Annotated in this window: 18 protein-coding genes and 7 tRNA genes (1 of these 25 running past the window's edge); 15 read left to right on the top strand and 10 right to left on the bottom strand. The window is 63.4% G+C overall.

The features are described 5' to 3' along the window. Positions 1-140 precede the first annotated feature (140 nt). The 7 genes from ABQZ00_RS15065 to ABQZ00_RS15035 form a co-directional block, all read right to left on the bottom strand. The gene (locus tag ABQZ00_RS15065) at positions 141-683 is read right to left on the bottom strand and encodes a phosphatase PAP2 family protein (RefSeq protein ID WP_055846003.1); all 543 of its coding nucleotides are present in this window, start codon (positions 681-683) and stop codon (positions 141-143) included. Next, a complete protein-coding gene (locus ABQZ00_RS15060) occupies positions 664-1800 on the bottom strand; it encodes a glycosyltransferase family 4 protein (protein WP_323538861.1) in 1137 nt (378 codons plus the stop codon). The genes ABQZ00_RS15065 and ABQZ00_RS15060 overlap by 20 nt, the downstream gene beginning before the upstream one ends. Positions 1801-2043: 243 nt before the next feature. After that, positions 2044-3570 carry an exopolyphosphatase gene (gene ppx / locus ABQZ00_RS15055; RefSeq protein WP_115512381.1) on the bottom strand — a complete coding sequence of 509 codons (1527 nt, stop codon included), beginning with the start codon at positions 3568-3570 and terminating at the stop codon, positions 2044-2046. Positions 3571-3627: 57 nt separating this feature from the next. Beyond that, entirely contained in the window at positions 3628-5730 is a 2103-nt protein-coding gene (gene ppk1, locus ABQZ00_RS15050; protein ID WP_055846336.1) for a polyphosphate kinase 1, read from the bottom strand. 120 nt (positions 5731-5850) lie between these two features. Next, positions 5851-7179, bottom strand: a complete 1329-nt coding sequence (gene phoR, locus ABQZ00_RS15045) for a phosphate regulon sensor histidine kinase PhoR (protein ID WP_161961602.1) — start codon at positions 7177-7179, stop codon at positions 5851-5853. Between the two features lie 76 nt (positions 7180-7255). Continuing rightward, entirely contained in the window at positions 7256-7945 is a 690-nt protein-coding gene (gene phoB / locus ABQZ00_RS15040; RefSeq protein WP_002806631.1) for a phosphate regulon transcriptional regulator PhoB, read from the bottom strand. A gap of 179 nt (positions 7946-8124) precedes the next feature. After that, positions 8125-9771, bottom strand: coding sequence for a M48 family metalloprotease (locus ABQZ00_RS15035; protein ID WP_323538862.1), 1647 nt, complete (start codon positions 9769-9771; stop codon positions 8125-8127). Positions 9772-9920: 149 nt separating this feature from the next. Here ABQZ00_RS15035 and grxC point away from each other — a divergent pair, with 149 nt between their 5' ends. The 3 genes from grxC (at position 9921) to ABQZ00_RS15020 (ending at position 11955) form a co-directional block, all read left to right on the top strand. Then, entirely contained in the window at positions 9921-10226 is a 306-nt protein-coding gene (grxC, locus tag ABQZ00_RS15030) for a glutaredoxin 3 (protein ID WP_055845990.1), read from the top strand. Beyond that, entirely contained in the window at positions 10223-10618 is a 396-nt protein-coding gene (locus tag ABQZ00_RS15025) for a carboxymuconolactone decarboxylase family protein (protein ID WP_011036180.1), read from the top strand. The genes grxC and ABQZ00_RS15025 overlap by 4 nt, the downstream gene beginning before the upstream one ends. A 329-nt stretch (positions 10619-10947) precedes the next feature. Beyond that, entirely contained in the window at positions 10948-11955 is a 1008-nt protein-coding gene (locus ABQZ00_RS15020; protein ID WP_006451741.1) for an isocitrate dehydrogenase, read from the top strand. 142 nt (positions 11956-12097) lie between these two features. On the opposite strand, the gene ABQZ00_RS15015 is transcribed toward ABQZ00_RS15020, so the two are convergent. Next, complete coding sequence (locus tag ABQZ00_RS15015) at positions 12098-12859, bottom strand: Bax inhibitor-1/YccA family protein (RefSeq protein ID WP_055845987.1); 762 nt, start codon at positions 12857-12859, stop codon at positions 12098-12100. Positions 12860-13009: 150 nt separating this feature from the next. Between ABQZ00_RS15015 and ABQZ00_RS15010 the strand changes: the two genes are divergently transcribed. The 4 genes from ABQZ00_RS15010 (at position 13010) to ABQZ00_RS14995 (ending at position 13473) form a co-directional block, all read left to right on the top strand. Further along, positions 13010-13086, top strand: a tRNA-Pro gene (locus ABQZ00_RS15010). Positions 13087-13128: 42 nt separating this feature from the next. Beyond that, positions 13129-13205, top strand: a tRNA-Arg gene (locus tag ABQZ00_RS15005). Between the two features lie 32 nt (positions 13206-13237). Continuing rightward, positions 13238-13314, top strand: a tRNA-His gene (locus ABQZ00_RS15000). Positions 13315-13397: 83 nt separating this feature from the next. Then, positions 13398-13473: transfer RNA gene (locus ABQZ00_RS14995), tRNA-Lys, on the top strand. A gap of 266 nt (positions 13474-13739) precedes the next feature. On the opposite strand, the gene ABQZ00_RS14990 is transcribed toward ABQZ00_RS14995, so the two are convergent. Both ABQZ00_RS14990 and ABQZ00_RS14985 read right to left on the bottom strand, forming a co-directional pair. Next, positions 13740-15002 (bottom strand): alpha/beta hydrolase family protein, encoded by a 1263-nt coding sequence (locus ABQZ00_RS14990; protein WP_323538863.1) that lies wholly within the window; start codon positions 15000-15002, stop codon positions 13740-13742. A gap of 764 nt (positions 15003-15766) precedes the next feature. Further along, the gene (locus ABQZ00_RS14985) at positions 15767-17035 is read right to left on the bottom strand and encodes a two-component system sensor histidine kinase NtrB (RefSeq protein WP_311239712.1); all 1269 of its coding nucleotides are present in this window, start codon (positions 17033-17035) and stop codon (positions 15767-15769) included. Positions 17036-17307: 272 nt separating this feature from the next. On the opposite strand from ABQZ00_RS14985, the gene ABQZ00_RS14980 reads away from it, so the two are divergent. The 8 genes from ABQZ00_RS14980 to ABQZ00_RS14945 all read left to right on the top strand — a co-directional run. Next, a tRNA-Leu gene (locus ABQZ00_RS14980) sits at positions 17308-17392 on the top strand. Positions 17393-17592: 200 nt separating this feature from the next. Next, on the top strand, positions 17593-18885 hold the full coding sequence (gene tig / locus ABQZ00_RS14975) for a trigger factor (protein ID WP_115558949.1): 1293 nt from the start codon (positions 17593-17595) through the stop codon (positions 18883-18885). A gap of 95 nt (positions 18886-18980) precedes the next feature. Continuing rightward, positions 18981-19607, top strand: a complete 627-nt coding sequence (gene clpP / locus ABQZ00_RS14970; RefSeq protein WP_055845978.1) for an ATP-dependent Clp endopeptidase proteolytic subunit ClpP — start codon at positions 18981-18983, stop codon at positions 19605-19607. A 125-nt stretch (positions 19608-19732) separates the two neighbouring features. Continuing rightward, complete coding sequence (gene clpX / locus ABQZ00_RS14965; protein WP_055845975.1) at positions 19733-21019, top strand: ATP-dependent Clp protease ATP-binding subunit ClpX; 1287 nt, start codon at positions 19733-19735, stop codon at positions 21017-21019. Between the two features lie 145 nt (positions 21020-21164). Then, entirely contained in the window at positions 21165-23636 is a 2472-nt protein-coding gene (lon, locus tag ABQZ00_RS14960) for an endopeptidase La (RefSeq protein WP_323538864.1), read from the top strand. A 214-nt stretch (positions 23637-23850) separates the two neighbouring features. Further along, positions 23851-24123 carry a non-specific DNA-binding protein Hbs gene (gene hbs, locus ABQZ00_RS14955; protein WP_002806049.1) on the top strand — a complete coding sequence of 91 codons (273 nt, stop codon included), beginning with the start codon at positions 23851-23853 and terminating at the stop codon, positions 24121-24123. 11 nt (positions 24124-24134) lie between these two features. After that, a tRNA-Val gene (locus tag ABQZ00_RS14950) sits at positions 24135-24209 on the top strand. 27 nt (positions 24210-24236) lie between these two features. Beyond that, positions 24237-24253: transfer RNA gene (locus ABQZ00_RS14945), tRNA-Asp, on the top strand; it runs 160 nt beyond the window's last position.

Below are 24253 nucleotides of genomic sequence, written 5' to 3'. Positions count from 1 at the left end.
CGTGAGCGGGCGATTAGCGCGTTGCAGCGGGGCATGCCTGCGCAGGCAACTCGGGCAGAGTCCGCTCTCCTGCGGAAAACGATGAGGGCATGAAGCGAGGGCACATGCGAGGACCTGCAGCGCAGTGTCGCAACACCGCGCTAGCCAATCAGCGCCGGCAGCCCCCACAACGACAGGCTCGCCAGTCCCACCCCGATCGCCGTGGCGGCCAGTACGTCGCTGGGGTAATGCAACCCGAGCACTACGCGCGACAGCGCCACGCATGCCGAAAATGGCACCAGCAACGGTGCGAGCCATGGGTAATAGGCCAGCGCCACGATGCTGAAGGACACCGCATGCAAGGTGTGGCCGGACGGAAAACTGAACTCGTCCAGCGGTGCCACCCAGGCGCGGATACGCACGTCGGCCGCATACGGGCGCGGGCGGCGGGTCCAGCGTTTGAGTGCCTTGTACAGGGTCAATGCGAGCACGCCGGTAGCGGCCATGTGCGCCGATGCGCGCACGCCGTCCATGCCGTCGAGCAGCACCAGAATGCCCATCAGGCTGTACCAGAACACGCCATCGCCCAGCCGGCTGACGGTGGCGAATGCGCGGCGTACCGGGTGGCGCCGGCACCAGTGATTTGCGCGCCGGCACCAGCGCGCTTCGTGGCCGCGCAAGACCTCAAGCCGCGTTGACGACATAACGCCCCCGTGCCGCAGTGATGCCCAACAACAAGCCATCGAAGTCGGACACCACATTGTCCGGATGCAGCCTTTTCATCGCCTGCGCCGCCGCCGCACCGAGGCGTTGGCGCAGCGCGTCGTCTTGGGTGAGCGCGACTGCGGCCTGGATAAAGGCCGCATCGGTGTCTACCGCCGCGCCGGTCTGACCATTGCGCAGATATTCGCGGGCGGCGCCGTAGTCGAAGGCGACCGTCGCCACACCGCTGGCCATCGCCTCCAGGGTCACGTTGCCGAAAGTCTCGCTGCGGCTGGCGAACAGGAACAGATCGCCGCTGGCAAAATGGCGCGCCAAGGCATCGCCGCGCTGCACACCGCAGAAGATGAAGTCCGGATTCTCGTGCGCGATCTTTGCGCGCGCCGGGCCATCGCCGACCCACACAAAGCGCGCTTTCGGGCGGACCTGCTGCAACTTGCGAAATGCCTGCACCGCCAAGGGCAGATTCTTTTCGTTGGCGATCCGTCCCACATAGATCGCCGCAAAGCCTTCGCCTTCGATGCCCCATTCTGCGCGCAAGGCATGATCACGACGGCCCGGATCGAACTGCTGGCTGTCCACCGCGCGTGCCAGCAACTGCACACGTTCGAAGCCGTCGTCGCGCAGCAACTGTTGCAGCTCGCGCGTCGGCACCAGCGTGGCGTCGGCCTGGTTATGAAAGCGCCGCATCCAGCGTAGCGCGGTGCCTTGCAGCCAGGCGGCACCGTAGTTCGGCAGGTATTCGTCAAAGCGCGTGTGGAAGCCGGATGCGACCGGAATGCCCAGCCGGCGTGCCGCCCGCATTGCCGACCAGCCCAGCGGGCCTTCCGTGGCCACGTAGATCGCATCCGGTTGCGTCGTTCGCCAATGACGGATCAGTCGCTGGGTCGCTGGCAGCCCGAATTTCAGCCCCGGGTAGCGCGGCAGTGCAGCGCCACGTACCAGCAACGCATCGGATGTGCCGGTGTCGCTGCTCTGACGTGGACGCACCACGTCCACCTGATGTCCGCGTGCGCGCAGGCCGGTTTCCAGGCCGTGGACGGTCAGCGCAACACCGTTGACCTCGGGGGGATAGGTTTCGGTAACGATCGCGTAGCGCATGCCGCTCTCCCGTTTTCGCTAGCTTCCGGCAGGGCGATGGCATTGATGTTGCGCCGACAAGACGCGGCAGTGACAGTGGAGCCGGGAATGGGGAATAGAGAATCGGGAATCGGGAATCGCAAAGGCAGCGTGCTGCATTCGTTCGGCATAATCGCCGCCAGTCAGAAATTTTTCATAGCCGCGTGATCGACTAATCCCGATTCCCGAATCCCCATTCCCGATTCCCGCCTGAGGCCGCAGGCCTCAGGTTACAAACGGTTTGAACGCGATGCCCAGGCCGGCCATGCTTTCGACTTCGCCGATCAGATCAGCGCGCAGCAGCGGGCGCGAGTCGATCCAGCTTTGCGACAGGATCAACGACAGCCGCGTGTCGTCGGCGGTGAGTTCCAGTGTCGGAATCGGGTCCGATTCGTGCGCACGGTGCAGCAGCACTGCCAGCCGCAGCAGCGCAGCCTTGCGGCGGGTGGGCAGCAGCAGCCGGTCGGGAAGCGCGTCGAAGGCGGTCTTGGGCACGTTGCGTCGATGCGTGCGCACCAGCGAGGCGACGACCTGTTGTTCCTGCCGCGAAAAACCGGCGATATCCGAATGTTCCAGGATGTAGCTGCCATGCACGTGGTACTGGCTGTGCGCGATGATCAGGCCCAGCTCGTGCAGGCGTGCGGCACGCCGCAGCACCTGCGCGTCGTCGCCATCCAGCTGCCAGGATTCGCACACCTGATCGAACAGGCGGCAGGCCGTGGCTTCCACACGTTGCGCCTGTACCTCATCGATGCCGTAGCGCTGCACCAGCGAGGCCACCGAGCTATCGCGTGGGTCGTTTTCGCCGCCGCGGCCGAGCATGTCGTACAGGATGCCTTCGCGCATCGCCGCCTTGCTGACCATCAGCTTCTCCAGGCCCAGGGCCTGGAAGGCCGCTTCGAGCACCAGAATTCCACCGGCGATGATCGGCCGGCGTTCGGCCGCCAGGCCGGGCAACTGGATATCTTCGATGCGCTTGGCCTTGAGCAGCTCATCGCGCAGCGCCGGCAGCGCCTGCGCGGTGATCGCACCCTTGGTGAGCTTCATCGCCGCGCACATGTCGCCGATCGCCTTGTGGGTGCCGGACGAGCCGATCGCCTCATGCCAGCCCAGCGCCTTGTACTGGCCAGCAAATTGCTGGAATTCGGCGCCAATCTCGGTCAGCGCATCTTTCCATTTTTTCTTCGACAGCTTGCCGCCCGGGAAAAACCGCCGCGTGCTGGCGATGCAGCCGGCCTGCAGACTCTCGCGTTCCAGCGTCTGAAATCCGCGGCCGATGATGAATTCGGTCGAGCCACCGCCGATGTCGATCACCAGCCGGCGTTGATCGGGTTTGGGCGGTTGCGCATGGGCAACGCCCAGGTAGATCAGGCGCGCTTCCTCACGCCCGCTGACCACTTCGATCGCGTGCCCGAGCGCCGTTTCCGCCGGCATCAAAAACGCTTGCGGCGAACGCAGCTGACGTACTGTGTTGGTCGCCAGCGCGCGCACGCGCAGCGAGGGCACTTCACGGATGCGTTGACCGAAGCGCGCCAGACATTCGAGCGCACGTTGCCGCGCTTCGTTGGACAGGCCACCCTTGCCATCCAGGCCGTCGGCCATGCGCACGGTTTCGCGCAGGCGGTCGACGACGCGCAGCTGACCCATCAGGTAGCGCGCAATGACCATGTGGAAACTGTTGGACCCTAAGTCGATGGCGGCAAGAAAATCGCCGTCGCGCAGGGGCGGAATCGTGGGGGAGGGCGTTGGCATGGCCGCATGGTAGCCGATGGGCGGTCGGCCACGTGAGAGGCCACGGCCGCGGCGTTCTCAGATCCGATCGAGCAAGGTCATCTGCGCCGAATGTGCCGGTTCGCCAGGGCCGGGGGTGCGCTTGTGGTACACGCCTTCGGCATCCAGTTCCCAGGCACTGACGTTGTCGTCCAGGTAGTTCTGCAGCACTTCGCGATAGACGCGCTTGGCCAGATCCGGGTCCAGGATCGGGAAGCAGGTTTCCACGCGGCGCAACAGGTTGCGTTCCAGCCAATCGGCGCTGGCACAGTACAACTCGGCCGCCCCGTCGTTGCCGAACCAATAGACACGGCTGTGTTCCAGGAACCGCCCCACGATCGAACGCACGCGGATGTTGTCCGACACACCGGGCACTCCCGGCCGCAGCGTGCAGGCGCCACGCACGATCAGATCGATCTGCACCCCGGCTTGCGAGGCGGAATACAACGCACGCACCACCTGCGGTTCGTTGAGGGCATTCATCTTGGCGATGATGCGGCCGGGGCGGCCGTTACGCGCCAGGCGGGTCTCGCGTTCGATCCGCTTCAGCACACCGGCATGCAAGGTAAATGGCGATTGCAGCAATTGTTCCAGCTTCATGCGCGGGGCAAGCCCGGACAACTGCTGAAACAGCATGTGCACGTCGTTGCCGATCTCCGCATCGGCGGTGATCAGGCTGATGTCGGTATACAGCCGCGCGGTACCGCTGTGGTAATTGCCGGTGCCCAGATGCACATAGCGTTTGAGCTTGCGCCCCTCGCGCCGCACGATCAGCAGCATCTTGGCGTGGGTCTTGAAACCGACCACCCCGTAGACCACCTGCACGCCGGCTTCCTGCAACTTGTCGGCCAGGCCCAGGTTGGCCTCTTCGTCGAAGCGCGCACGCAGCTCCACCACCACGGTGACGTCCTTGCCGTTGCGCGCGGCCAGAATCAGCGCATCGACAATCAGCGAATCCTTGCCGGTGCGATACAGCGTCTGCTTGATCGCCAGCACGTTCGGGTCGACGGCGGCCTGGCGAATCACATCCAGCACCGCGGTGAACGCATCGAAGGGATGATGCAGCAGCACATCGCCCTTGCTGACAATCTGGAAGATGCCCTCGCTGTCGCGCAAAGTGCGCGGGTTGAACGAGGGGTACTTGAGCTCCGGGCGCTGCACCAGGTCGTAGACCTGGGTGACGCGGCTCAGATTGACCGGCCCGACGATGCGATACACCGCGTTCTCGTTCAAACCGAAGTTCTGCAGCAAGGTGCGCATGATCGGCGCCGGGCAATCGTGCGCAATCTCCAGCCGCACCGCCGGCCGGTAGCCGCGCGTGACCAGCTCGTCGCGCAGTGCAAGCGCCAGGTTTTCGACTTCTTCTTCGTCCACCACCAGTTCGGAATTGCGGGTGACACGGAACTGGTAGGAGCCCTTGACCTGCATGCCCGGGAACAATTCGTCCACGAACTCCGACAACACCGAGGACAGGAACACAAAGCTCTGCGCACCCTCCGGCGACAGGCTGGCCGGCAACTGGATGATGCGCGGCAACGAGCGCGGCGCACGCACGATGGCCAGATGGCCGGCGCGCCCGAACGCGTCCTGGCCTTCCAGCACCACCACGATGTTCAAGGTCTTGTTGAGAATCTTCGGGAACGGATGCGCCGGGTCCAGCCCCAACGGCGACAGCACCGGCATGATTTCGTTGCGGAAGTAGGCACGCAACCAGCGCTTCTGGCGCGAGGTCCACGTCGCGCGGCCGAGCACGGCAACGCCGGCCTCTTCCATCGCCGGGCGCAGCACGTCGTTCCATGCGTGGTACTGCTGTTCCACCAGTTTGGCCGCGCGGTCGTGCACAGCATTGAGGATGGCCGTGGGGCTCAATCCGTCCGGCGCCGGCGGCAGGCCGAACTCCTGCGCATGCCGCACGGTGGCGGCGCGGATCTCGAAGAACTCGTCCAGGTTGGTGCACGAAATGCACAGGAACCGCAGCCGTTCCAGCAGCGGCACCTGTTCGTCCAGCGCCTGCGCCAGCACCCGGAAATTGAAGTCCAGTTGCGACAGTTCCCGATTGATGTACAACGCCGGATCACGCAAGGGATCGGTGGCGATGTCTTCGGAAGGTGTGACGTCGTGCAGTTGTTTGGCGTGGCCCATGGAGTCGGTCATCAAGACGAGTTGGTGTGCGGTGTTGCTACAGGCGCGTTGCGGTGCAGCGCATGCAACGTGCGTTGCGCAGGTGCATCGCGCCGCGCGGCGACGCGCACTCCCTACATATCATGCCAAGCGTGACAGTGGCAGGGACTGTTCGCGCTGCACGATGCGTGCGCCCACAAAATGGCACGAGAATTCGCTGCCGCGTCCCACTTCGCTTTCGATCTCCAGCCGTGCCTGGTGCAGCCCCAGGATGTGCTTGACGATCGACAGCCCCAGCCCGGTGCCGCCGCTCTCGCGCGAGCGGCTGCTGGACACGCGATAGAAGCGCTCGGTGATGCGCGGCAGATGCGAGGCAGGAATGCCGTAGCCGGTGTCGCGCACTGCCAACGCCGCGCCATCGCCTTCGCGCACGAAGCGAATCGTCACCGTGCCGCCGCCGGGCGTATAACGCACCGCGTTGGTGACCAGGTTGGAAAATGCGCTGTGCAATTCCTTGTTGGAGCCGAGCAGGTCCACGCCGGCCTCATCAATCACGTCCACCGTATGCCGGCCCTGGCTATGGGCCTCGGCCTCGCGGCGGAGTGTCGAAAGCATCGGTGCCATCGCCACGTGTTCTTCGCCGAGTTCTTCCTGCGATTCCAGTCGCGACAAGGTCAGCAGATCTTCGACCAGCTGCGCCATGCGCTGCGACTGCTTGCGCATCTCCGCCAGCATCGGGCCGGAGTCCGGGAAGTCCTCCGGGTCGAGCATGTCCAGATAGCCGTGCACCACCGTCAATGGCGTGCGCAGCTCGTGCGACACATTGGCCACGAAATCGCGACGTACCTGTTCCAGACGCAGCAGCTTGCTGACATCGCGTGCCACCAACAGCCAGTAGTCGTCGGAGTAGGGGATCAGGCGCAGATTCAGGCGCAGATCCGGGTCCACTGGCGAGGCCGCATCCAGCATCGGCTCGGCGTTGCGACCGGCTGCCAGCCAGTGCGCCAGCGGCAACGGCTGCAGCCGCTCCACTACCGACACGCCCATGTCGCCGGGATGATGCAAGCCCAGCAGTCCGCCGGCAGCCTTGTTGAACCACTGCACGCGCTGGCTGTTGCGATCCACCACCACCACCGCATCCGGCAGCGCCTGTGCGGCGGCGCGGTAGGTGCGCAGCATGTCGATCAAGCGGCGCTTGCGCCCACGCATTTCGGCCTGGCTGCGATACAGCAGACGGTCCAGTTCGTTCCAGGCACCCACGCCGGCGGCAGGTTCGGCACGCTGGCGTGCGGTGAGGCGACGCAGCACCTGGCGCAACCGCCAGTAATGCCAGGCCAGCACGCCCAGCGCGGTGAGCGTCAGTGCCATCCACACATGCCCGATCAGCACGCCCGCTACGACGGCAGCGCCCAATAACAGCGCAAGGGTGCCGAGCGTCTTGAGCCAGGCGGAACGGATATGTTGGGGCATGGAAGGCGTTACCACGAAGCGTCAGGTGGGCAGCCAACCCGGCCAGGCAGCGGCCGGGTTGCCGTGCGGCACGTACTTAAGTTGCCGACGAAAAACGATAGCCCGAGCCACGCACGGTCTGCACCATGTTTTCCAGGCCGAACGGTTCCAGCGTCTTGCGCAGGCGGCGAATGTGCACATCGATGGTGCGTTCTTCCACATACACGCTGCCGCCCCAGACATGGTCCAGCAACTGGGTGCGGGTGTACACGCGCTCCGGATGGGTCATGAAGAAGTGCAGCAGGCGGTATTCGGTCGGGCCGATCGGCACCGGCGCATCACCGGCAAACACGCGGTGCGCCGCGCCATCGATGCGCAGCCGGCCAACGGCCACGCTGCCGTCTTCGTCGTCCTCGCGGGTGCGGCGCATCACCGCACGGATACGCGCCAGCAACTCGCGCGCCGAAAACGGCTTGACCACGTAGTCGTCGACTCCGGCTTCCAACCCGCCGACACGGTCGTTCTCTTCGCCACGCGCGGTCAGCATGATGATCGGAATCTCGCGCGTCAGCTGTTCCTTGCGCCAGCGCCGCGCCAGATCCAGCCCGCTGGTGCCCGGCAGCATCCAGTCCAGCAGGATCAGGTCGGGGACGCGGTCGGCAATGGCGGTCTGTGCTTCGCGCGCGTCGCCGGCATGGATGGGCTCGAACTCGCCTTTGCGCAGCGCGAACGCCACCATGTCGCGGATCGCGGGTTCGTCATCGACGATTAGAATGCGTTTTTGCACGCGGGGCTTACCGTCTGGCTTTGGTGATCGCCAGTAGACTACGGTTTTGTGACTCTAATGTGACATCGCTGGCGCTGCTTGTAGACAGGCTGCCATTTTGCGAAGCGGGCTGAGCCGTTGCGAGCGGCTCCAGGCCCGGGCGCCGCATGCCGCCGCCGGCGCCAATGCGGTGCCAGCTGTCAACGCGTGGAAAGATCCGGGTCGCGAATGCCCTGGCGACGCAGCTCCAGCACGGTGGGCGTAATCGCAGCGATGCGCGCATCCACACGCGCCCGCGTCACATAATCCAGATCCTTCTTTTTCAGTGCTTCCAGCTGGATCAGGGCCTGCTCCGGGCGCCCGTTTAACGATGCCGATTCGGCATAGGCTTCGCTGGCGCGCAGATGGTCGCCAGCGAGTTCGCAGGCGCGGGCGTAGGTCTGCTGCAGCAACGGGTCTTCGCCGTTGCGGTAGAGCAGGGGTTCCAGCACCTGGCGCGCGCGCTGGCCGGATTCCTTGCTGGCTTGTTCGTTGAGCGCGCCGGCATAGGTCAACGCCACCGCGCGGTTGTTCGGCAGCCGCTTCAGCAGCGCATCGAAGCGCGCATTGGCCGCCTCGCGCTGCCCCACGCGCGCCTGCGCCTCGCTCAGGCCCAACGCCAGCCACAGGTTGTCCGGATGCGCCTCCAGCAGGCCGGCCAGTTCGGCCACCGGCTCGCTCGGCCGGCTTCCGCTGTTGCGCAGCTGTGCCAGCGCCAGCCCGTAACGCTGCGCATCGGTCAGGCCTTGCTTGGCGCTGCGGCGCAGATTTTCGTATTCGCGAATGGCCGCATCGGGCGTGCTCGCACTGAGCACGCGCAGACGTTCCTTGGCCCAGTCGAAACTCTGTTGATCGCCGCCACGGTTCAACGCATCCACCGGCAGCCGCAGCGCATACGGCAGCAGCGCGTTGCCATTGCGGCTCAACGGTTCCGACAACGACGGGTCGGCCGGGTCCACGCGCTCCTGGCGCGTTCCGCCCGGCACCGAGGTGGTCAACACCACGGTGTTCTTCTTCATCTGCTCGGCGCGCGCCTTGGCCTCGCTGATGCGGGTGGTGGTGACCGGGTGGGTCTGCAGGAAGTCCGGCGCGCTGTAGCCGCCCTCGTTGGCGCGCATCGCCACCGACATGCGCTCGAAGAAGCCGGCCATCGCGTCCACGTCGTAGCCGCTGCGCACCAGCGTGCGGATGCCCAGTCGGTCGGCTTCGGATTCGTTGGAGCGGGTGTAGTCGATCTGGCGTTGCTGCATCAGCCCCATCGCACTGGTGATGGTGGCCATGGTGGCATCGCCTTTGGAATTGCCGCCGGCCTGCTGCGCCGCAACCACCGCCGCCAGCATGCCGAGCAGGATCGGAATCTGGTCGCGCTGCGCCCGCTCCACCCCGCGCAGCACGTGCTGCTGGGTGACGTGGGCGATTTCGTGCGAGAGCACCGCCGCCACTTCATCCTCGCGCTCGGCGGTCAGCACCAGCCCGGCGTTGACTGCGATATAGCCGCCCAGCGTGGCGAACGCATTGATCTGGCGGTCGCGCAGCATGAAAAAGGTAAATGGCTGCTGCGGCTGGTCGCTGTTGGCGCCCAGGCGGGTGCCCATGGTCTGCAGCCAGTCACCGATTAGCGGGTCGTCCAGCACGTAGTCGTAGTTGCGCAACTCGGCCAGCATCATCTTGCCGTACTCGGCCTGACGGGCCGGGGTCAGCAGCTCGCCCGCCGACGAGCCGATATCGGGCAGGCGACTTTCCTGGGCTGGTGCCACGCCCATGGCGAGGGCCAGGGTGAGGGCGGTGGCGAGCGGAAGCAGGCGCAAGTGAAACTCCCAGGTGATGCGCGGAGCATGCGGGCAGCGCAGCGCAGCGGTGTGAATCGGCAATTAATCCACAGTGTTGCGGTGACGACATGGAAATTCCAGTCGCCCGCTACCATGTATCAGACCTCAGACCCACCACGGAGTTTCCTGTGAGCCAAGACCACACCGGGCAGGACGCGGCCACCGGCCCGCAGATCACCCTGTATTCCACCGCCATCTGCCCGTACTGCGTGGCGGCCAAGAACTTCCTCAAGAGCAAGGGCCAGACCTGGACCGAGGTGCGGATCGATCTCGACCCGGTCGAGCGCGACAAGATGGTCGCCCTGGCGCGACGCACCAGCGTGCCGCAGATCTTCGTTGGCGACACCCATGTGGGCGGCTACGACGACATGATGGCCATGCACCGCGCGGGCAAACTCGAACCGCTGTTCTCCGCTGCGGGCGGCCAGGCATGAGTGGTTCCGACGACGGCAGCGCCGATCGCCTGCGCGAGTTCACCGACTTCCGCCAGCGCATGAACCAGCGCATCCTGGCCGAGCCCAACCAAGTCGTGCGGCGCTTCTTCGCGCTGGATACCCAGACCTACCAGGCCGGCGCGCTGGATGTGAAAACCAAGGAGCTGCTCGGCCTGGTCGCCTCGATGGTGCTGCGTTGCGACGACTGCATCAGCTACCACGTGGCGCAATGCAAGGAGGCCGGGGTCACCCGCGAAGAGTTCTTCGAGACCTTCTCGGTTGGCCTGGTGGTCGGTGGCTCCATCGTGATCCCGCATCTGCGCCGCGCGGTGGATTTCCTCGACCAGCTCGAAGGCGGCGCGCCGGCGCCGGCCGAACACAGCCACGGCTGATGCAGCGCTGCTGTGGCTCCAGTGCGCCGCCCACCGAGGCGGCGCGCTGCGTTTTGGGGCCTAGCGGCCATCCGGCGCACGGGACCTCGTTCGCGCTGCCGCGCGCGGTGTCGTGGAGAGCCCGCAGGGGTTGGGAGGACACGCACCGGTTCGGCATCCGTCCGGGCTACGCGCGCTGCGGCCGCTGCCCCTGTTGCCAGCCCCTTAGACGATGGTCGGTTTGGGCGCGGTCACCGGCATCGGGCATAATTGCCGGTGAAACCTCCTTGCGCCGCTTTGCCGGGTTTGACGGCTGGCGCTCCCCCCTTCAAGTTCGGAACCCCAACCTTATGACGCAGACAATCACGGTCATCCGCGGCGACGGTATTGGCCCGGAGATCATGGATGCCACGCTATTCGTGCTCGACGCGCTGCAAGCTGGCCTGACCTACGAGTACGCAGACGCTGGCCTGGTCGCGCTGGAAAAGCACGGCGATCTGCTGCCCGAGTCCACCCTGGCCTCGATCACCAAGAACAAAGTGGCGTTGAAAAGCCCGCTGACCACGCCGGTTGGCGAAGGTTTCAGCTCGATCAACGTCGCCATGCGTCGCAAGTTCGACCTGTACGCCAACGTGCGTCCGGCCAAGTCGTTCCCCAACACCAAGTCGCGTTTCGCCGATGGCGTTGACCTGATCACGGTGCGCGAAAACACCGAAGGCGCGTATCTGAGCGAAGGCCAGACCGTGTCTGAGGATGGCGAGACCGCATTCTCCGGCGCCCGCGTCACCCGCAAGGGCTCCGAGCGCATCGTGCGCTACGCCTTCGACCTGGCGCGCGCCACCGGCCGCAAGAAGGTCACCGCGGTGCATAAGGCCAACATCATCAAGTCGACCTCGGGCCTGTTCCTGAAAGTCGCCCGTGACGTCGCCACGCAGTACCCGGAAATCGAATTCCAGGAAATGATCGTCGACAACACCTGCATGCAGCTGGTGATGCGTCCGGAGCAGTTCGACATCATCGTGACCACCAACCTGTTCGGCGACATCATCTCCGACCTGTGTGCCGGTCTGGTCGGCGGCCTGGGCCTGGCCCCGGGTGCCAACATCGGTCTGGATGCGGCGATCTTCGAGGCCGTGCATGGCTCGGCGCCGGACATCGCAGGGCAGGGCAAGGCCAATCCATGCGCACTGCTGCTGGGCGCCGCGCAGATGCTGGACCACATCGGTCAGCCGCAGAACGCCGAGCGCCTGCGCGAAGCGATCGTCGCTACGCTGGAAGCCAAGGACTCGCTGACCCCCGACCTGGGTGGCACCGGCAACACCATGGGCTTCGCCAAGGCCATCGCCAGCCGCCTCTGAGCGCGCGGGTAGATCGTAAAAAAGAAAGGGCGCCTAGGCGCCCTTTCTTTTTGGTGGAAGCGGATTGCTTAACGTCAGTGTCAAACCATCAGGCCAAGCAATCGCTGCTGCGATTTCCCAATCCCGATTCCCGATTCCCCGCTTAATTGCGCGACTGCAGCTTCGACAGCAGGCGCAAAAACTCGATGTATAGCCACACCAGCGTCACCATCAGGCCGAACGCGCCGTACCACTCCATGTGCTTGGGTGCACCCTGCTCGACGCCGCTTTCGATGAAGTCGAAGTCCAGCACCAGATTCAGCGCTGCCACCACCACCACGAACAGACTGAAGCCGATGCCGATCAGGCCCGAGTCGTGGATGAAGGGAATGCGCACACCGAACAAGCCCAGCACGATGGTGGCCAGATACACCAGCGCGATGCCGCCGGTGGCCGCGACCACACCCAGCTTGAAGTTCTCGGTGGCCTTGATCAAGCCGCTGCGATACGCGAACAACAGCGCGAACATGGTGCCGAAGGTCAGTAGCACCGCCTGGAACACGATGCCGTTGAAACGTGCCTCGTAGACGGCCGAGATCGAACCCAGAAAAAAGCCTTCAATCAGCGCGTACAGCGGCGCGGTGACCGGTGCCCAGGTCGGCTTGAAGCTGGTCGCCAGTGCAAACACCAGCCCGCCGATCGCACCGGCGATCATGTACAGGCGCGCTGCCGGCAGCGGCGCGCCGTCCGCGCCGATCGATTGCGACCAGGCAAACGCAGCGGTGGCGACGGCCATCAGCAACAGCAGGCCGGTCTTGTTGACCGTGCCGTTGAGTGTCATTGCCTGGCCGTCGCGGGTGACCACCGAGCCGGAGCCGAGGTCGAGGAACGTGGATTCCCGAAGAGCCGGGTTACCGCTACGCATGCGTGTTCTCCATGAAAGTGGTGCTCGCCGTACCGGTGAGCGTTGCTGCGAGGATACCGGATCGCCGAATTTACACAGAGTGATTGACAGCGAGGCCAATCGTTCCCAAAATAGCCGACCTTTCCAGCCTTTGGGATGGAAAGGTCCCGCCGGGGTATAGCGCAGTCTGGTAGCGCGCCTGCTTTGGGAGCAGGATGTCGGGGGTTCGAATCCCTCTACCCCGACCATTCCGAGCTCTTGACGGCGTGGGAGTGCAAAGTTCGGTCCGGGCGCCCGTAGCTCAACCGGATAGAGCACCGGCCTTCTAAGCCGGCGGTTACAGGTTCGAGTCCTGTCGGGCGCGCCATCGGCGGTGCGGTAGGAAGTAGGTTTTCAGTGGTGGCTGTAGCTCAGCTGGTTAGAGTACTGGATTGTGATTCCAGATGTCGGGGGTTCGAGTCCCCTCAGCCACCCCACTGATTGCAGGAAAGTTCGACCCGATGCATCGCGGGGTGTTGCAACGAAGCAAAAATGCACATACAATGTGCGACCAGTTTCAGGGCCGTTAGCTCAGTTGGTAGAGCAGTTGACTCTTAATCAATAGGTCCAAGGTTCGAATCCTTGACGGCCCACCAGACAGGCAGCCACTCAGCGCAAGTTGAGTGGCTGTTTTTCTTTGTGCCGATGCCTGGTCCAGGCGCACTGCATTCCCCGCATCGCTGCGTAGCCATCTACGCGTTCATCGCAACGCTTGGTGCCCAAGTCGGTGCGCGAAGTCGATCGGCTCGACCTCGTCATCTTGGAGATGACGAAGTGGCGATCCGAAGGCGGCGACAATGCTCCGCGTACCGCCTGATGCGTTGTCGCCTCGCCTCGCAGCGATGCATCACGCGCCCTGGCTTTAGCGCTGCTTGTCCAGCAGTTGCTGGCGCACGGCGATCATGCAGCTCTCCTTGATGATCAGGTGCTCCAGAGCGCTGTTGTCGTCGCGGTTGCCGCTTCCCAGATCCAGCACCGAAACCTGCGTACTGCCGTGTCGCTTGAAGCTGTCGATGGCGGTGATGGCGTTCTTCAGTGGCACGGTGGCGTCATTGGACGAGCCGCACAGCAGCGTGCGTGTGCGTGGCGTCCAGTCCAGCAGATCGTTGCGCGCCAAGTCCTTGCGGAACGGGTTGTTCGGATTGCGTGGCACGTCCTTGTAGAAACTCGGCTGGAAATAGCTGCCGATCTTGTCGATGCCCGGCAGTGCGTCGCCGATCGCAAGATCGGTCAGCTCATCCTTACCCGGAAAGTAACCCTCGACCTTGCTGGCCCACGGGTCCTGAAAGACCTGCGACGGAGCGAGATAGATGTTGTGATATGCATGCTGCATGCCGACCAGCGCGTAAGTGGCCAGCACCAGGCCGAAGGTGCTTTCGCCAACCGTATTGGTCCCGCTCCAGCTGTCCAGGAAGGTCTGACTCAGTGCATACGGCCCGGAGATCGGTGCGCTGGCAACCAGATTGAATTCCTTGGAATCGTGCGCTTCGATCTCGCGCTGGGTCGCCATCGCGGCATGCCCGCCTTGCGAATATCCCGACAACATGACCTTGCCCGACAGTGGCGTATGCAAACGTGCCAGAACCTGGCGTGCGGCGCGCATCGCGTCGATGCTCGCACTGGCCTCGGTGGCCGCGTGCAGATAAGGAGGGAACGGGTACTGCGACTTGCCCAATCCCAGATAATCGGTGCTGACCACCACATAGCCCTTGCCCGCCAATCGAGTGACAAGCGGGTCGTCGCCCTTTGCATCGCGGATGTCCTTCGCCTGTTCCGCGGTACGTTTGGGTTGGGTGCCCTGGTTCCAGCTCAGCAAGGGGTAGGGGCCGGTGCAGCGTGTGCCGCCCGGTACCAGCAGAACGCCCGACGCGGTAGTCGGCTCTCCCTGGACACCGATCGTGGCGTAGGTGAACTCGGCCACGCGAACATCGCATGTCGGAAGGTCGCTAGCCTTGTCGTCGGGCAGCAAGGCGGCAAGTGCCGAGCGGGTATAGCTGGTCAGGAAGTTACTGCTGAGCAGCGTGCCGCGCGCAGGTGATGCCATTGCGATCATCGGCAGAAAAGCCAGTGCAGTGCCAATGGCAGTGAACAGGCGTGACGCGTTGCGATTCCGTATCTGGACCATGGAGTGGTGTCTCATAGGTAGTTACCCGAGAAGTGCGGATTGCGTGGGGAGCGACCGGGAATTCGAAAGCTTCCCGCTACGACGCAATCCCTTGCTGGTGTTGGTGCAAGTCTTGTTTCCGGTAACGACTTACAGTCAGGCGCGTATCGGCCAACGTGCTTTCAAAAAAGTGGCATGCGATATGCCGACAGTGCGAGTGCGAGTGCGATTGCGATTGCGATTGCGATTGCGATTGCGAGTTAAGAGCGCCAGATGATGTGCTTGTGGGCTAGCCCAGGATTTCCCAACAACGAAGCCCGCACTCCGAGTGCGAACGCGCGCTGTGTGAGGCGATTAATCGCCGCTCCGCGTTTATCGGGTGTTTGACGCAATAGATTCGCAGAGTGATTGAAGGTGGCAGAGAGGTGCGCGACGCCTGGTTCCCTGCTGGTAACTCACTATGGCGGCGCTGCACGCTGTCGCCCGGTAAGCAGCGCGACACATCAATGCCGGAACGATATGCATGGGCATTAAGTAAGAAGTATCGAATACTGAATGGATGCTGCTGCATCACTTGATCAGCGGGCTACCAACTGCCGCCTTAGATATTCGAAACTTCCCTTCGCCTCGATTAAGGCAAGGGTGTTACCGATATGTTGCAGACAGTGGTGAAAGAATTCTGCAATTGCAACGCCGCGCGCAATCGACGCAGTTAGCGATTTACGTCAATTTAACTGCATAACGCACGCATGCAGCTACGCATGTTTGCATTCGCCAACCGAGTGTTACGCCTGGTCCACACGCGGAAACGCAAGCAGGAAGCGCGCGCCTTTGCCCGGTGCCGATGTCACGTCGATAAAGCCGCCTGCCTGGCGCACCGCGCTGTAAACCTGCGCCAGGCCCAGCCCGGCTCCCTTGTCCGCGCTCTTGGTGGTGAAGTACGCCTCGAATAGCCGCGACTGCACATGGCTGTCCATGCCGTGACCGTCATCGGCAACCGCGATGGTGGCGAACTCGCCAGCGGGTTTGGTCAAGGTTGCATCGGCCTTGGCGACCTGCGTTTGGCCGGTCTCCACACGGATGACACCACCGCTTGCGCAGGCATCGCGCGCATTGATGACCAGATTCAAGATCGCGCGCTCCACCGTATGACGGTCGACCATGGCGCAGCATCCGCCCGCAGCAGTGTTCACCTGCAAGCGCAGGTCTGTGCCGATGACCTGTTCCAGCAACGGATTGAGCTGGTCGGCCAGTGCGGCAAGGTCAACAGGTTCGGGGCTATACGGATACTGGCGCGAAAATCCAACCAGGCGCTGCGCCATGACCGAGCCATGTTGAAGCGCGGCATCGGCCACGCCGAGCAGCTTGGTGTCCTGTGCGTCGATCTGCCCACGCTGGACCACCAGGTCGATCGCCGAGGTGGCGGCTTGCAGCACATTGTTCAGATCGTGCACCACGCCGGCCAGCAGTTGCCCGACCGCCTCGCCTTTCTGTGCCTGTTCGGAAATTCGTTCGGCAGCACCCTGTGCGGCGCGCGCAATGTCCAGATCGTCCTCGATGCGCTCCTGTAGATCGCGCAGGCTGTGCAGCTCGGTCGACAGAGAATTCTCGCGCGTGCGTGCGAGCATCAGTGCGCCCGTGGAGAACTCGCGCTCCGCCTTCAAGGTGCGATCCAGCGTATGGAAGGCAGCCTCCAACGCACGGCGGTCGGAAATGTTCTTGCTGACCGCCAGGATCGCCTCGACGTTGCCGTCTGCGTCGAACAACGGGCTGGTGACCACCTGCCAGGTCTGGCGCACGCCAACGAAGTTGACGCAGCTGGCCTCGAACTCGTGCACCGCGCCCGCGAGCGATGCAGTAAGTGCCGTATCGATCAAACCGACGGCTCCCGCCGGCCAGAAGTCCCGCCACGGGCGAGAAAGCAACTGCTCGGGACGACTGGCGCCCAAGACGGTCAGTCCATTGGCATTGATCGCCGTGATCCGCCCGTCGAGGTCGATCTCTTTGATGCAGTCTCGCGACAGTGCCACGATCTGGCGGTATCGGTCTCTCATTGCGACGGCGCGCTCTCTCGACTTGGGCTTAACGGAATTTTCGCAAATATTGACGCAGTCATGTACACGCAAAAGCATCAGGTTTGGGCTGGGATCAGGCTGGGGGGTGAATCGTTCACTTGAGTTCGGTTGGCGGGCACCTCCGGAGCGCCGATTTGGCAGGTGCATGCCTGCCATGCCTGCCCCAACCCGGCGCGCGGCCTTGGCAGCCCGTTCGCGGCGCTTTTTCTTTGCCGGCATCCCTGCAACAATGCGCATGCACCTGCGACATCGCGAAAGTGGCGGAATTGGTAGACGCACCAGATTTAGGTTCTGACGCCGCAAGGCGTGGGGGTTCGAGTCCCCCCTTTCGCACCAATGCAGTGCGGCCGTGAGTGCTCCGGCCGCTGCCGTTCCGGCAAACCCGTCTTTTCCGCTGCAAACGCCGGTACGCGCGTTCCGCTGGCAGCCGTCGCCGTTATCGGCGAAACTACAAGGCTCGGCGGCATTCTCGCCATCCGTCAACCCGTCTCTTCCATCTCGTGCCGACGCTTGTGCTGTCGGTGGCAGGAGTCAACATGCAAGCATCGATCGAATCCACCGGCAATCTGGAACGCCGCCTGACCTTCACCCTGCCGCAGGAGCGTCTGGAGACCCACGTCGGTGGCCGCCTGCGCGAACTGGCGCGGACCACGCGCATCAAGGGCTTCCGTCCCGGCAAGGTGCCGACCAAGGTCATCGAGCAGCGCTTCGGTCAGCAGGTGCGTGCCGAGGCGATGGAAGGCCTGTTGCGTGAAACCTTCGACTCGGCCGTGCGCGAGCACTCGCTGCGTCTGGCCGGCAACCCGCGCATCGATCAGGGCGCAAGCGATTTCGACTTCGTCGCCACCTTCGAAGTGGTGCCGGATTTCGGCGATATCGATGTCGCCAAGCTGTCGGTGGTGCGTCACACCGCTGACGTGACCGACGCCGACATCGACCAGATGATCGAAAACCTGCGTCTGCAGCGCCGTACCTGGAACCCGGTCGAGCGCGGCGCGCAGGTCGGCGATCTGGTGGCGCTGGAGACCTGGTCGCAGGCCGGCGACGAGCGTTTGCCTGCCGAAGGCGTGGAAACCGGCAGCAGCGTGTTGGGCTCGGGCGTGATGTTCGACCAGATCGAGAAGGGCCTGGAAGGCCTGACCAAGGGTGAAGACAAGGCCCTGACCATCGATTTCCCGGCCGAGTGGCGCGTGCCGCAGCTGGCTGGCAAGACCGTGCAGGTGCATGTCAAAGCAGTTGAAGTGTCCGAGCCGGTGCTGCCGGTGGTGGACAAGGAGTTCATCAAGAGCTTCGGCGTTAAGAGCGGCGATGCCGAGCAGTTCCGCGCCGACATCCGTACCAACCTGGAGCGCGAGCTCAAGGGTGCGCTGATGAATCGTCTGCGTCGCGAAGTGGGCGAGCAGCTGATCGCTGCCTACGCGCACGTCGAGATGCCGCCGCGTCTGGTCGAGAACGAGGCCCGTTCGATGCTGGCCCAGCAAGTTGAGCAGGTGCGCCGCAGCGGTCGCGATCCAGGCCAGGTGCCGGACGATGCACACCAGGGTTTCATGGATGCCGCCGCCAAGCGCGTGCTGGTCGGTCTGCTGGTCGGTGAAGTGGCACGCCGCAACGAACTGCGGCTGGAGTCCAAGCGCGTCAGCGAAACGCTGCGTCTGATCGCCTCGACCTACGAAGAGCCGGAACAGGTCATTGAGATGTACCGCAACGATCCCCAACTGATGGGTGGGCTGCAGAGCCGTGTGATGGAGGAGCAGGTGATCGACTGGATCGCCGAGCGCGCCCAGCATACCGAGCAGCCGCTGTCGTTCCAGGACGCGATCCGCGTCTAAAAGCGGCGGTGTGACACCAACCCGCATCCTGCTGGCTGGGATGCGGACGTCAAACCCGGTTATCGGCGCAAGCTGGTGCCACAACAGGAAGACCGATGAGCATTGTGACCAAAGCCCTGAATCTGGTGCCGATGGTGGTCGAACAGACCAGCCGTGGCGAGCGTGCGTATGACATCTACTCGCGTCTGCTCAAGGAGCGTCTGATCTTCCTGGTCGGTCCGATCGACGACCATATGGCCAACGTGATCGTGGCTCAGTTGCTGTTTCTGGAAGCGGATAATCCGGAAAAGGACATCAGCATCTACATCAATTCGCCCGGTGGCGTGGTCACCGCCGGCATGGCGATCTACGACACCATGCAGTACATCAAGCCGGACGTGGCCACCATCTGCGTCGGCCAGGCTGCCTCGATGGGCGCGCTGCTGCTGGCATCGGGTGCGGCCGGCAAGCGCTACGCGCTGCCGAATTCGCGCGTGATGATCCATCAGCCGCTGGGCGGCTTCCAGGGCCAGGCGACCGATATCGACATCCATGCGCGCGAGATCCTGACCCTGCGTTCGCGCCTGAATGAGATTCTCGCCAAGCACACTGGCCAGTCGTTGGAGACCATTGCGCGCGATACCGAGCGCGACAACTTCAAGAGCGCGGTCGATGCACAGGCCTATGGTCTGGTGGATCAGGTGCTGGAGCGTCGTCCGGAAGAGTCGATCCAGCCGTCTTGATCGCCAGGTCGCTGAAATTGCAGGAAAAACCGGCAGGGTCGGGCGGGGCGAACGTCCTCCCGACCCTGTGCTATTCTCGAAATCGAACCCCCGTGCATCGGGTGGGGTAACTGGGTAACAGAAGCATGAGCGAAGACCGCCAAGGTCGTTCCGGCGACAGCAACAAGATTCTCTACTGCTCGTTCTGCGGTAAGAGTCAGCATGAAGTCCGCAAGCTGATTGCCGGTCCCAGCGTATTCATCTGTGATGAATGCGTTGAGCTGTGCAACGACATCATCCGCGAGGAGCTCGAAGAGAAGGCGCAGTCGGCACGTTCCAGTCTGCCCAAGCCGCGCGAGATCCTCGAAGTGCTGGATCAATACGTGATCGGGCAGCTGCGCGCCAAGCGCACGCTCGCCGTGGCGGTGTACAACCACTACAAGCGTATCGAGAGCCGCAGCAAGAACGACGAAGTCGAACTCGCCAAATCCAACATCCTGCTGGTCGGTCCGACCGGTTCGGGCAAGACGCTGCTGGCCGAAACGCTGGCGCGCCTGCTCAATGTGCCGTTCACGATCGCCGATGCCACCACGCTGACCGAGGCCGGCTATGTCGGCGAGGACGTGGAAAACATCATCCAGAAGCTGCTGCAGAAGTGCGACTACGACGTCGAAAAAGCGCAGCAGGGCATCGTTTATATCGACGAAATCGACAAGATCTCGCGCAAGAGCGAGAACCCGTCGATCACCCGCGATGTGTCCGGCGAAGGCGTGCAGCAAGCGCTGCTGAAGCTGATCGAAGGCACGGTTGCCTCGGTGCCGCCTCAGGGTGGTCGTAAGCATCCGCAGCAGGAATTCCTGCAGGTCGACACCAAGAACATCCTGTTCATCTGCGGCGGCGCGTTCGCTGGTCTGGACAAGGTCATCCAGGCGCGCTCCAACGACGCTGGCGGCATCGGCTTCGGTGCCAAGGTCAAGAGCAGCGAGCGCAAGCAGGAAGTCGGCAAGATCCTGGCAGAGGTCGAGCCGGAAGATTTGATCAAGTTCGGCCTGATTCCCGAGTTCGTGGGCCGCCTGCCGGTGGTCGCCACGCTTGAGGAGCTGGACGAGCCGGCACTGATCAAGATTCTGACCGAGCCCAAGAACGCCATCACCAAGCAGTTCAAGAAGCTGTTCGACATGGAAGGCGTGGAACTTGAGTTCCGCCCGGACGCACTGTCTGCGATCGCCAAGAAGGCGCTCAAGCGCAAGACCGGCGCGCGTGGTCTGCGCACCATCGTCGAATCGGTGCTGCTGGATACGATGTACGAGCTGCCTTCGCAGGAAAATGTGAGCAAGGTCGTGGTGGACGAGTCGGTGATCGAGCACAAATCCGAGCCGTATCTGATCTACCAGGCGCAACCGGCCCCGGCCAAGGCTGCGTCCGGCGATTGAGCTCCGTATTCGCGTTGCCAGGCCTTGGCCCCGCTCGCGGATAAAGGGTTTCCGACAGCTACTTGCAACACCTCGCCGATGGCCCCATAACGGGGCCATCGGCTTTTTTTACGCCCTAATTTCCCCGATTCCTGCGGAGCGCCCCATGGCCCAGTCCCAACCAGAAGTTCTCGATCTGCCGGTGTTGCCGCTGCGCGACGTGGTGGTGTTTCCGCACATGGTGATCCCGCTGTTCGTCGGCCGTGACAAGTCGATGCGCGCGCTGGAAAAGGCCATGGAGGCGGACAAGCGCATCCTGCTGGTGGCGCAGAAGTCGGCCGAAACCGACGACCCGGCCGCCGGCGATCTGTACACCGTCGGCACCCTGGCGCAGGTGCTGCAACTGCTCAAATTGCCCGATGGCACCATCAAGGTGCTGGTCGAGGGCCTGTCGCGGGTCACCGTCGACAAGGTCGTCGAACTGGACGGCGCACTGCAGGGGCAGGGCACCGAAGTGGAGGCCAGCGATGGCCGTGAGCCGCGCGAGGTCGAAGCGATCGCGCGCTCGCTGATGTCCCTGTTCGAGCAGTACGTCAAGACCAACCGCAAGTTGCCGCCGGAGTTGTTGCAGACGCTGGCCGGCATCGACGAGCCGGGCCGTCTGGCCGACACCATCGCTGCCCATATCGGCGTGCGTCTGGCCGACAAGCAGCGCCTGCTGGGGATCACCGAGATCGGTGAACGCCTGGAGCTGCTGGTTGGGCTGGTGGATGGCGAAATCGACGTGCAGCAGCTGGAAAAGCGCATCCGCGGGCGTGTGAAGTCGCAGATGGAAAAGAGCCAGCGCGAGTACTACCTCAACGAGCAGATGAAGGCGATCCAGAAGGAGCTGGGCGATCTGGACGATGCGCCGGGCGAACTGGAAGAGCTCGCGCGCAAGATCGCCGAGTCCGGCATGCCCAAGCCGGTCGAGACCAAGGCCAAGGCCGAGCTCAACAAGCTCAAGCAGATGTCGCCGATGTCTGCCGAGGCGGCGGTGGTACGCAACTATCTGGACTGGCTGCTGGGCGTGCCGTGGAAGAAGCGCACCAAGGTCCGCAAGGATCTGAAGGTTGCCGAAGACACGCTGGACGCCGATCACTACGGCCTGGACAAGGTCAAGGAGCGCATCCTTGAGTACCTGGCAGTGCAGTCGCGGGTGAAGCAGATGAAGGGTCCGATCCTGTGCTTGGTCGGCCCGCCTGGCGTGGGCAAGACCTCGCTCGGCCAGTCGATCGCCAAGGCGACCAACCGCAAGTTCGTGCGCATGAGCCTGGGCGGCATCCGCGACGAGGCCGAGATCCGTGGCCATCGCCGGACCTACGTCGGCTCGATGCCGGGTCGTCTGGTGCAGAACCTCAACAAGGTCGGCAGCAAGAACCCGCTGTTCCTGCTGGACGAGATCGACAAGATGTCGATGGACTTCCGCGGCGACCCGTCGTCGGCGTTGCTGGAAGTGCTCGATCCCGAGCAGAACCATTCCTTCAACGACCATTATCTGGAAGTGGATCTGGACCTGTCGGAAGTGATGTTCGTCGCCACCTCCAACTCGCTCAATATCCCCGGCCCGCTGCTGGACCGCATGGAAGTGATCCGCATCCCCGGCTATACCGAGGATGAAAAGCTCAACATCGCGATGCGTTACCTGGTGCCCAAGCAGATCAAGGCCAACGGCCTGAAGCCGGAAGAGATCGAAATCGGCAGCGACGCCATCCAGGATGTGGTGCGCTATTACACCCGCGAATCCGGCGTGCGTAATCTGGAGCGCGAAATCGCCAAGATCTGCCGCAAGGTGGTCAAGGAAATCGCGCTTGCCGGCCCGCAGCCGGCAGCGAAGAAAGTGGTCGCCAAGAAGGGCAAGCCGAAGGCGTTGATGATGGTCGGGTCGAAGAATCTCGACAAGTACCTGGGCGTGCGTCGCTTCGACTTCGGTCGCGCCGAAGAAGAAAACGAAATCGGTCTGGTCACCGGTCTGGCCTGGACCGAAGTCGGCGGCGAGTTGTTGCAGGTCGAATCGACGTTGGTGCCGGGCAAGGGCAATCTGATCCTGACCGGTCAGCTTGGTAACGTCATGAAGGAGTCTGCATCGGCTGCGCTGTCGGTGGTGCGTTCGCGCGCCGAGCGTCTGGGCATCGATGTGGATTTCCTGCAGAAACAGGACGTGCATGTGCACGTGCCCGATGGCGCCACACCGAAGGACGGCCCCAGCGCAGGTATCGCGATGGTGACGTCGCTGGTATCGGTATTGACCAAGGTGCCGATCCGCGCCGATGTGGCGATGACCGGCGAGATCACGCTGCGCGGTCGCGTGTCGGCAATCGGCGGCTTGAAGGAGAAATTGCTGGCGGCATTGCGTGGTGGCATCCGCACCGTGTTGATCCCGGACGAGAACCGCAAGGACCTGGCCGATATCCCGGCCAACGTCACGCGCGATTTGAAGATCGTGCCGGTCAAGTGGATCGACGAAGTGCTGGATCTCGCCCTGGAGCGTCCGCTCGCACCGAAGAAGGCAGGCAAGGAAAAGGCCCGCAAGACTGCGTCGCGCGTTGCCGTGCGCGGCAAGTCGCGTACTACCCCGGGTACCCGCGTCAAGCACTAACGTGCGCTGTCTAAGACGTCCCGAAACAAGCCAAAACCCGCGTCGTTATTGGGTTTTGGCTTGCGCGCTGTTGGGGGCGCTGGTATAAATGCACGACTCGTGGGCGCGGCAAAATGTGATGCGTCACGCGATACCACTTGTGTCGGGTTCTTCGCTAACGGCAAGAGCGCCGATTGTCGATTCCGCGGCATCTGCCGCAAAGGGAGTTTCAAGAATGAATAAAACCGAATTGATCGATGGCGTTGCCGCTGCCGCTGACATCTCCAAGGCTGAAGCTGGCCGTGCTGTCGACGCGGTTGTGAGCGAAATCACCAAGGCGCTGAAGAAGGGCGACGCTGTCACCCTCGTTGGCTTCGGCACCTTCCAGGTCCGCGAGCGCGCTGAGCGTACCGGCCGCAATCCGAAGACGGGCGACAGCATCAAGATCGCTGCTTCGAAGAATCCTGCATTCAAGGCTGGCAAAGCCCTGAAGGATGCAGTAAACTAATCGACTCGCTAGGGTGCTTAGCTCAGCGGTAGAGCGTCTCCCTTACACGGAGAGGGTCGGGGGTTCGAAACCCTCAGCACCCACCACTAAGCACCAAGCAAAGTTTTAAGCGCGGAGCGGTAGTTCAGCT

The sequence above is a fragment of the Xanthomonas sp. WHRI 10204 genome, assembly GCF_040202875.1.
Taxonomy (GTDB): Bacteria; Pseudomonadota; Gammaproteobacteria; order Xanthomonadales; family Xanthomonadaceae; genus Xanthomonas.
This window is presented reverse-complemented; position numbering and strand designations above follow the sequence as displayed.

Coding starts and splice junctions, on each gene's coding strand:
- ABQZ00_RS15065 (WP_055846003.1), bottom strand. CDS start 683: ATGTCGTCAACGCGGCTTGAGGTCTTGCGCGGCCACGAAGCGCGCTGG.
- ABQZ00_RS15060 (WP_323538861.1), bottom strand. CDS start 1,800: ATGCGCTACGCGATCGTTACCGAAACCTATCCCCCCGAGGTCAACGGT.
- ppx (WP_115512381.1), bottom strand. CDS start 3,570: ATGCCAACGCCCTCCCCCACGATTCCGCCCCTGCGCGACGGCGATTTT.
- ppk1 (WP_055846336.1), bottom strand. CDS start 5,730: ATGGGCCACGCCAAACAACTGCACGACGTCACACCTTCCGAAGACATC.
- phoR (WP_161961602.1), bottom strand. CDS start 7,179: ATGCCCCAACATATCCGTTCCGCCTGGCTCAAGACGCTCGGCACCCTT.
- ABQZ00_RS15025 (WP_011036180.1), top strand. CDS start 10,223: ATGAGTGGTTCCGACGACGGCAGCGCCGATCGCCTGCGCGAGTTCACC.
- ABQZ00_RS15020 (WP_006451741.1), top strand. CDS start 10,948: ATGACGCAGACAATCACGGTCATCCGCGGCGACGGTATTGGCCCGGAG.
- ABQZ00_RS15015 (WP_055845987.1), bottom strand. CDS start 12,859: ATGCGTAGCGGTAACCCGGCTCTTCGGGAATCCACGTTCCTCGACCTC.
- ABQZ00_RS14990 (WP_323538863.1), bottom strand. CDS start 15,002: ATGGTCCAGATACGGAATCGCAACGCGTCACGCCTGTTCACTGCCATT.
- ABQZ00_RS14985 (WP_311239712.1), bottom strand. CDS start 17,035: ATGAGAGACCGATACCGCCAGATCGTGGCACTGTCGCGAGACTGCATC.
- tig (WP_115558949.1), top strand. CDS start 17,593: ATGCAAGCATCGATCGAATCCACCGGCAATCTGGAACGCCGCCTGACC.
- clpP (WP_055845978.1), top strand. CDS start 18,981: ATGAGCATTGTGACCAAAGCCCTGAATCTGGTGCCGATGGTGGTCGAA.
- clpX (WP_055845975.1), top strand. CDS start 19,733: ATGAGCGAAGACCGCCAAGGTCGTTCCGGCGACAGCAACAAGATTCTC.
- lon (WP_323538864.1), top strand. CDS start 21,165: ATGGCCCAGTCCCAACCAGAAGTTCTCGATCTGCCGGTGTTGCCGCTG.
- hbs (WP_002806049.1), top strand. CDS start 23,851: ATGAATAAAACCGAATTGATCGATGGCGTTGCCGCTGCCGCTGACATC.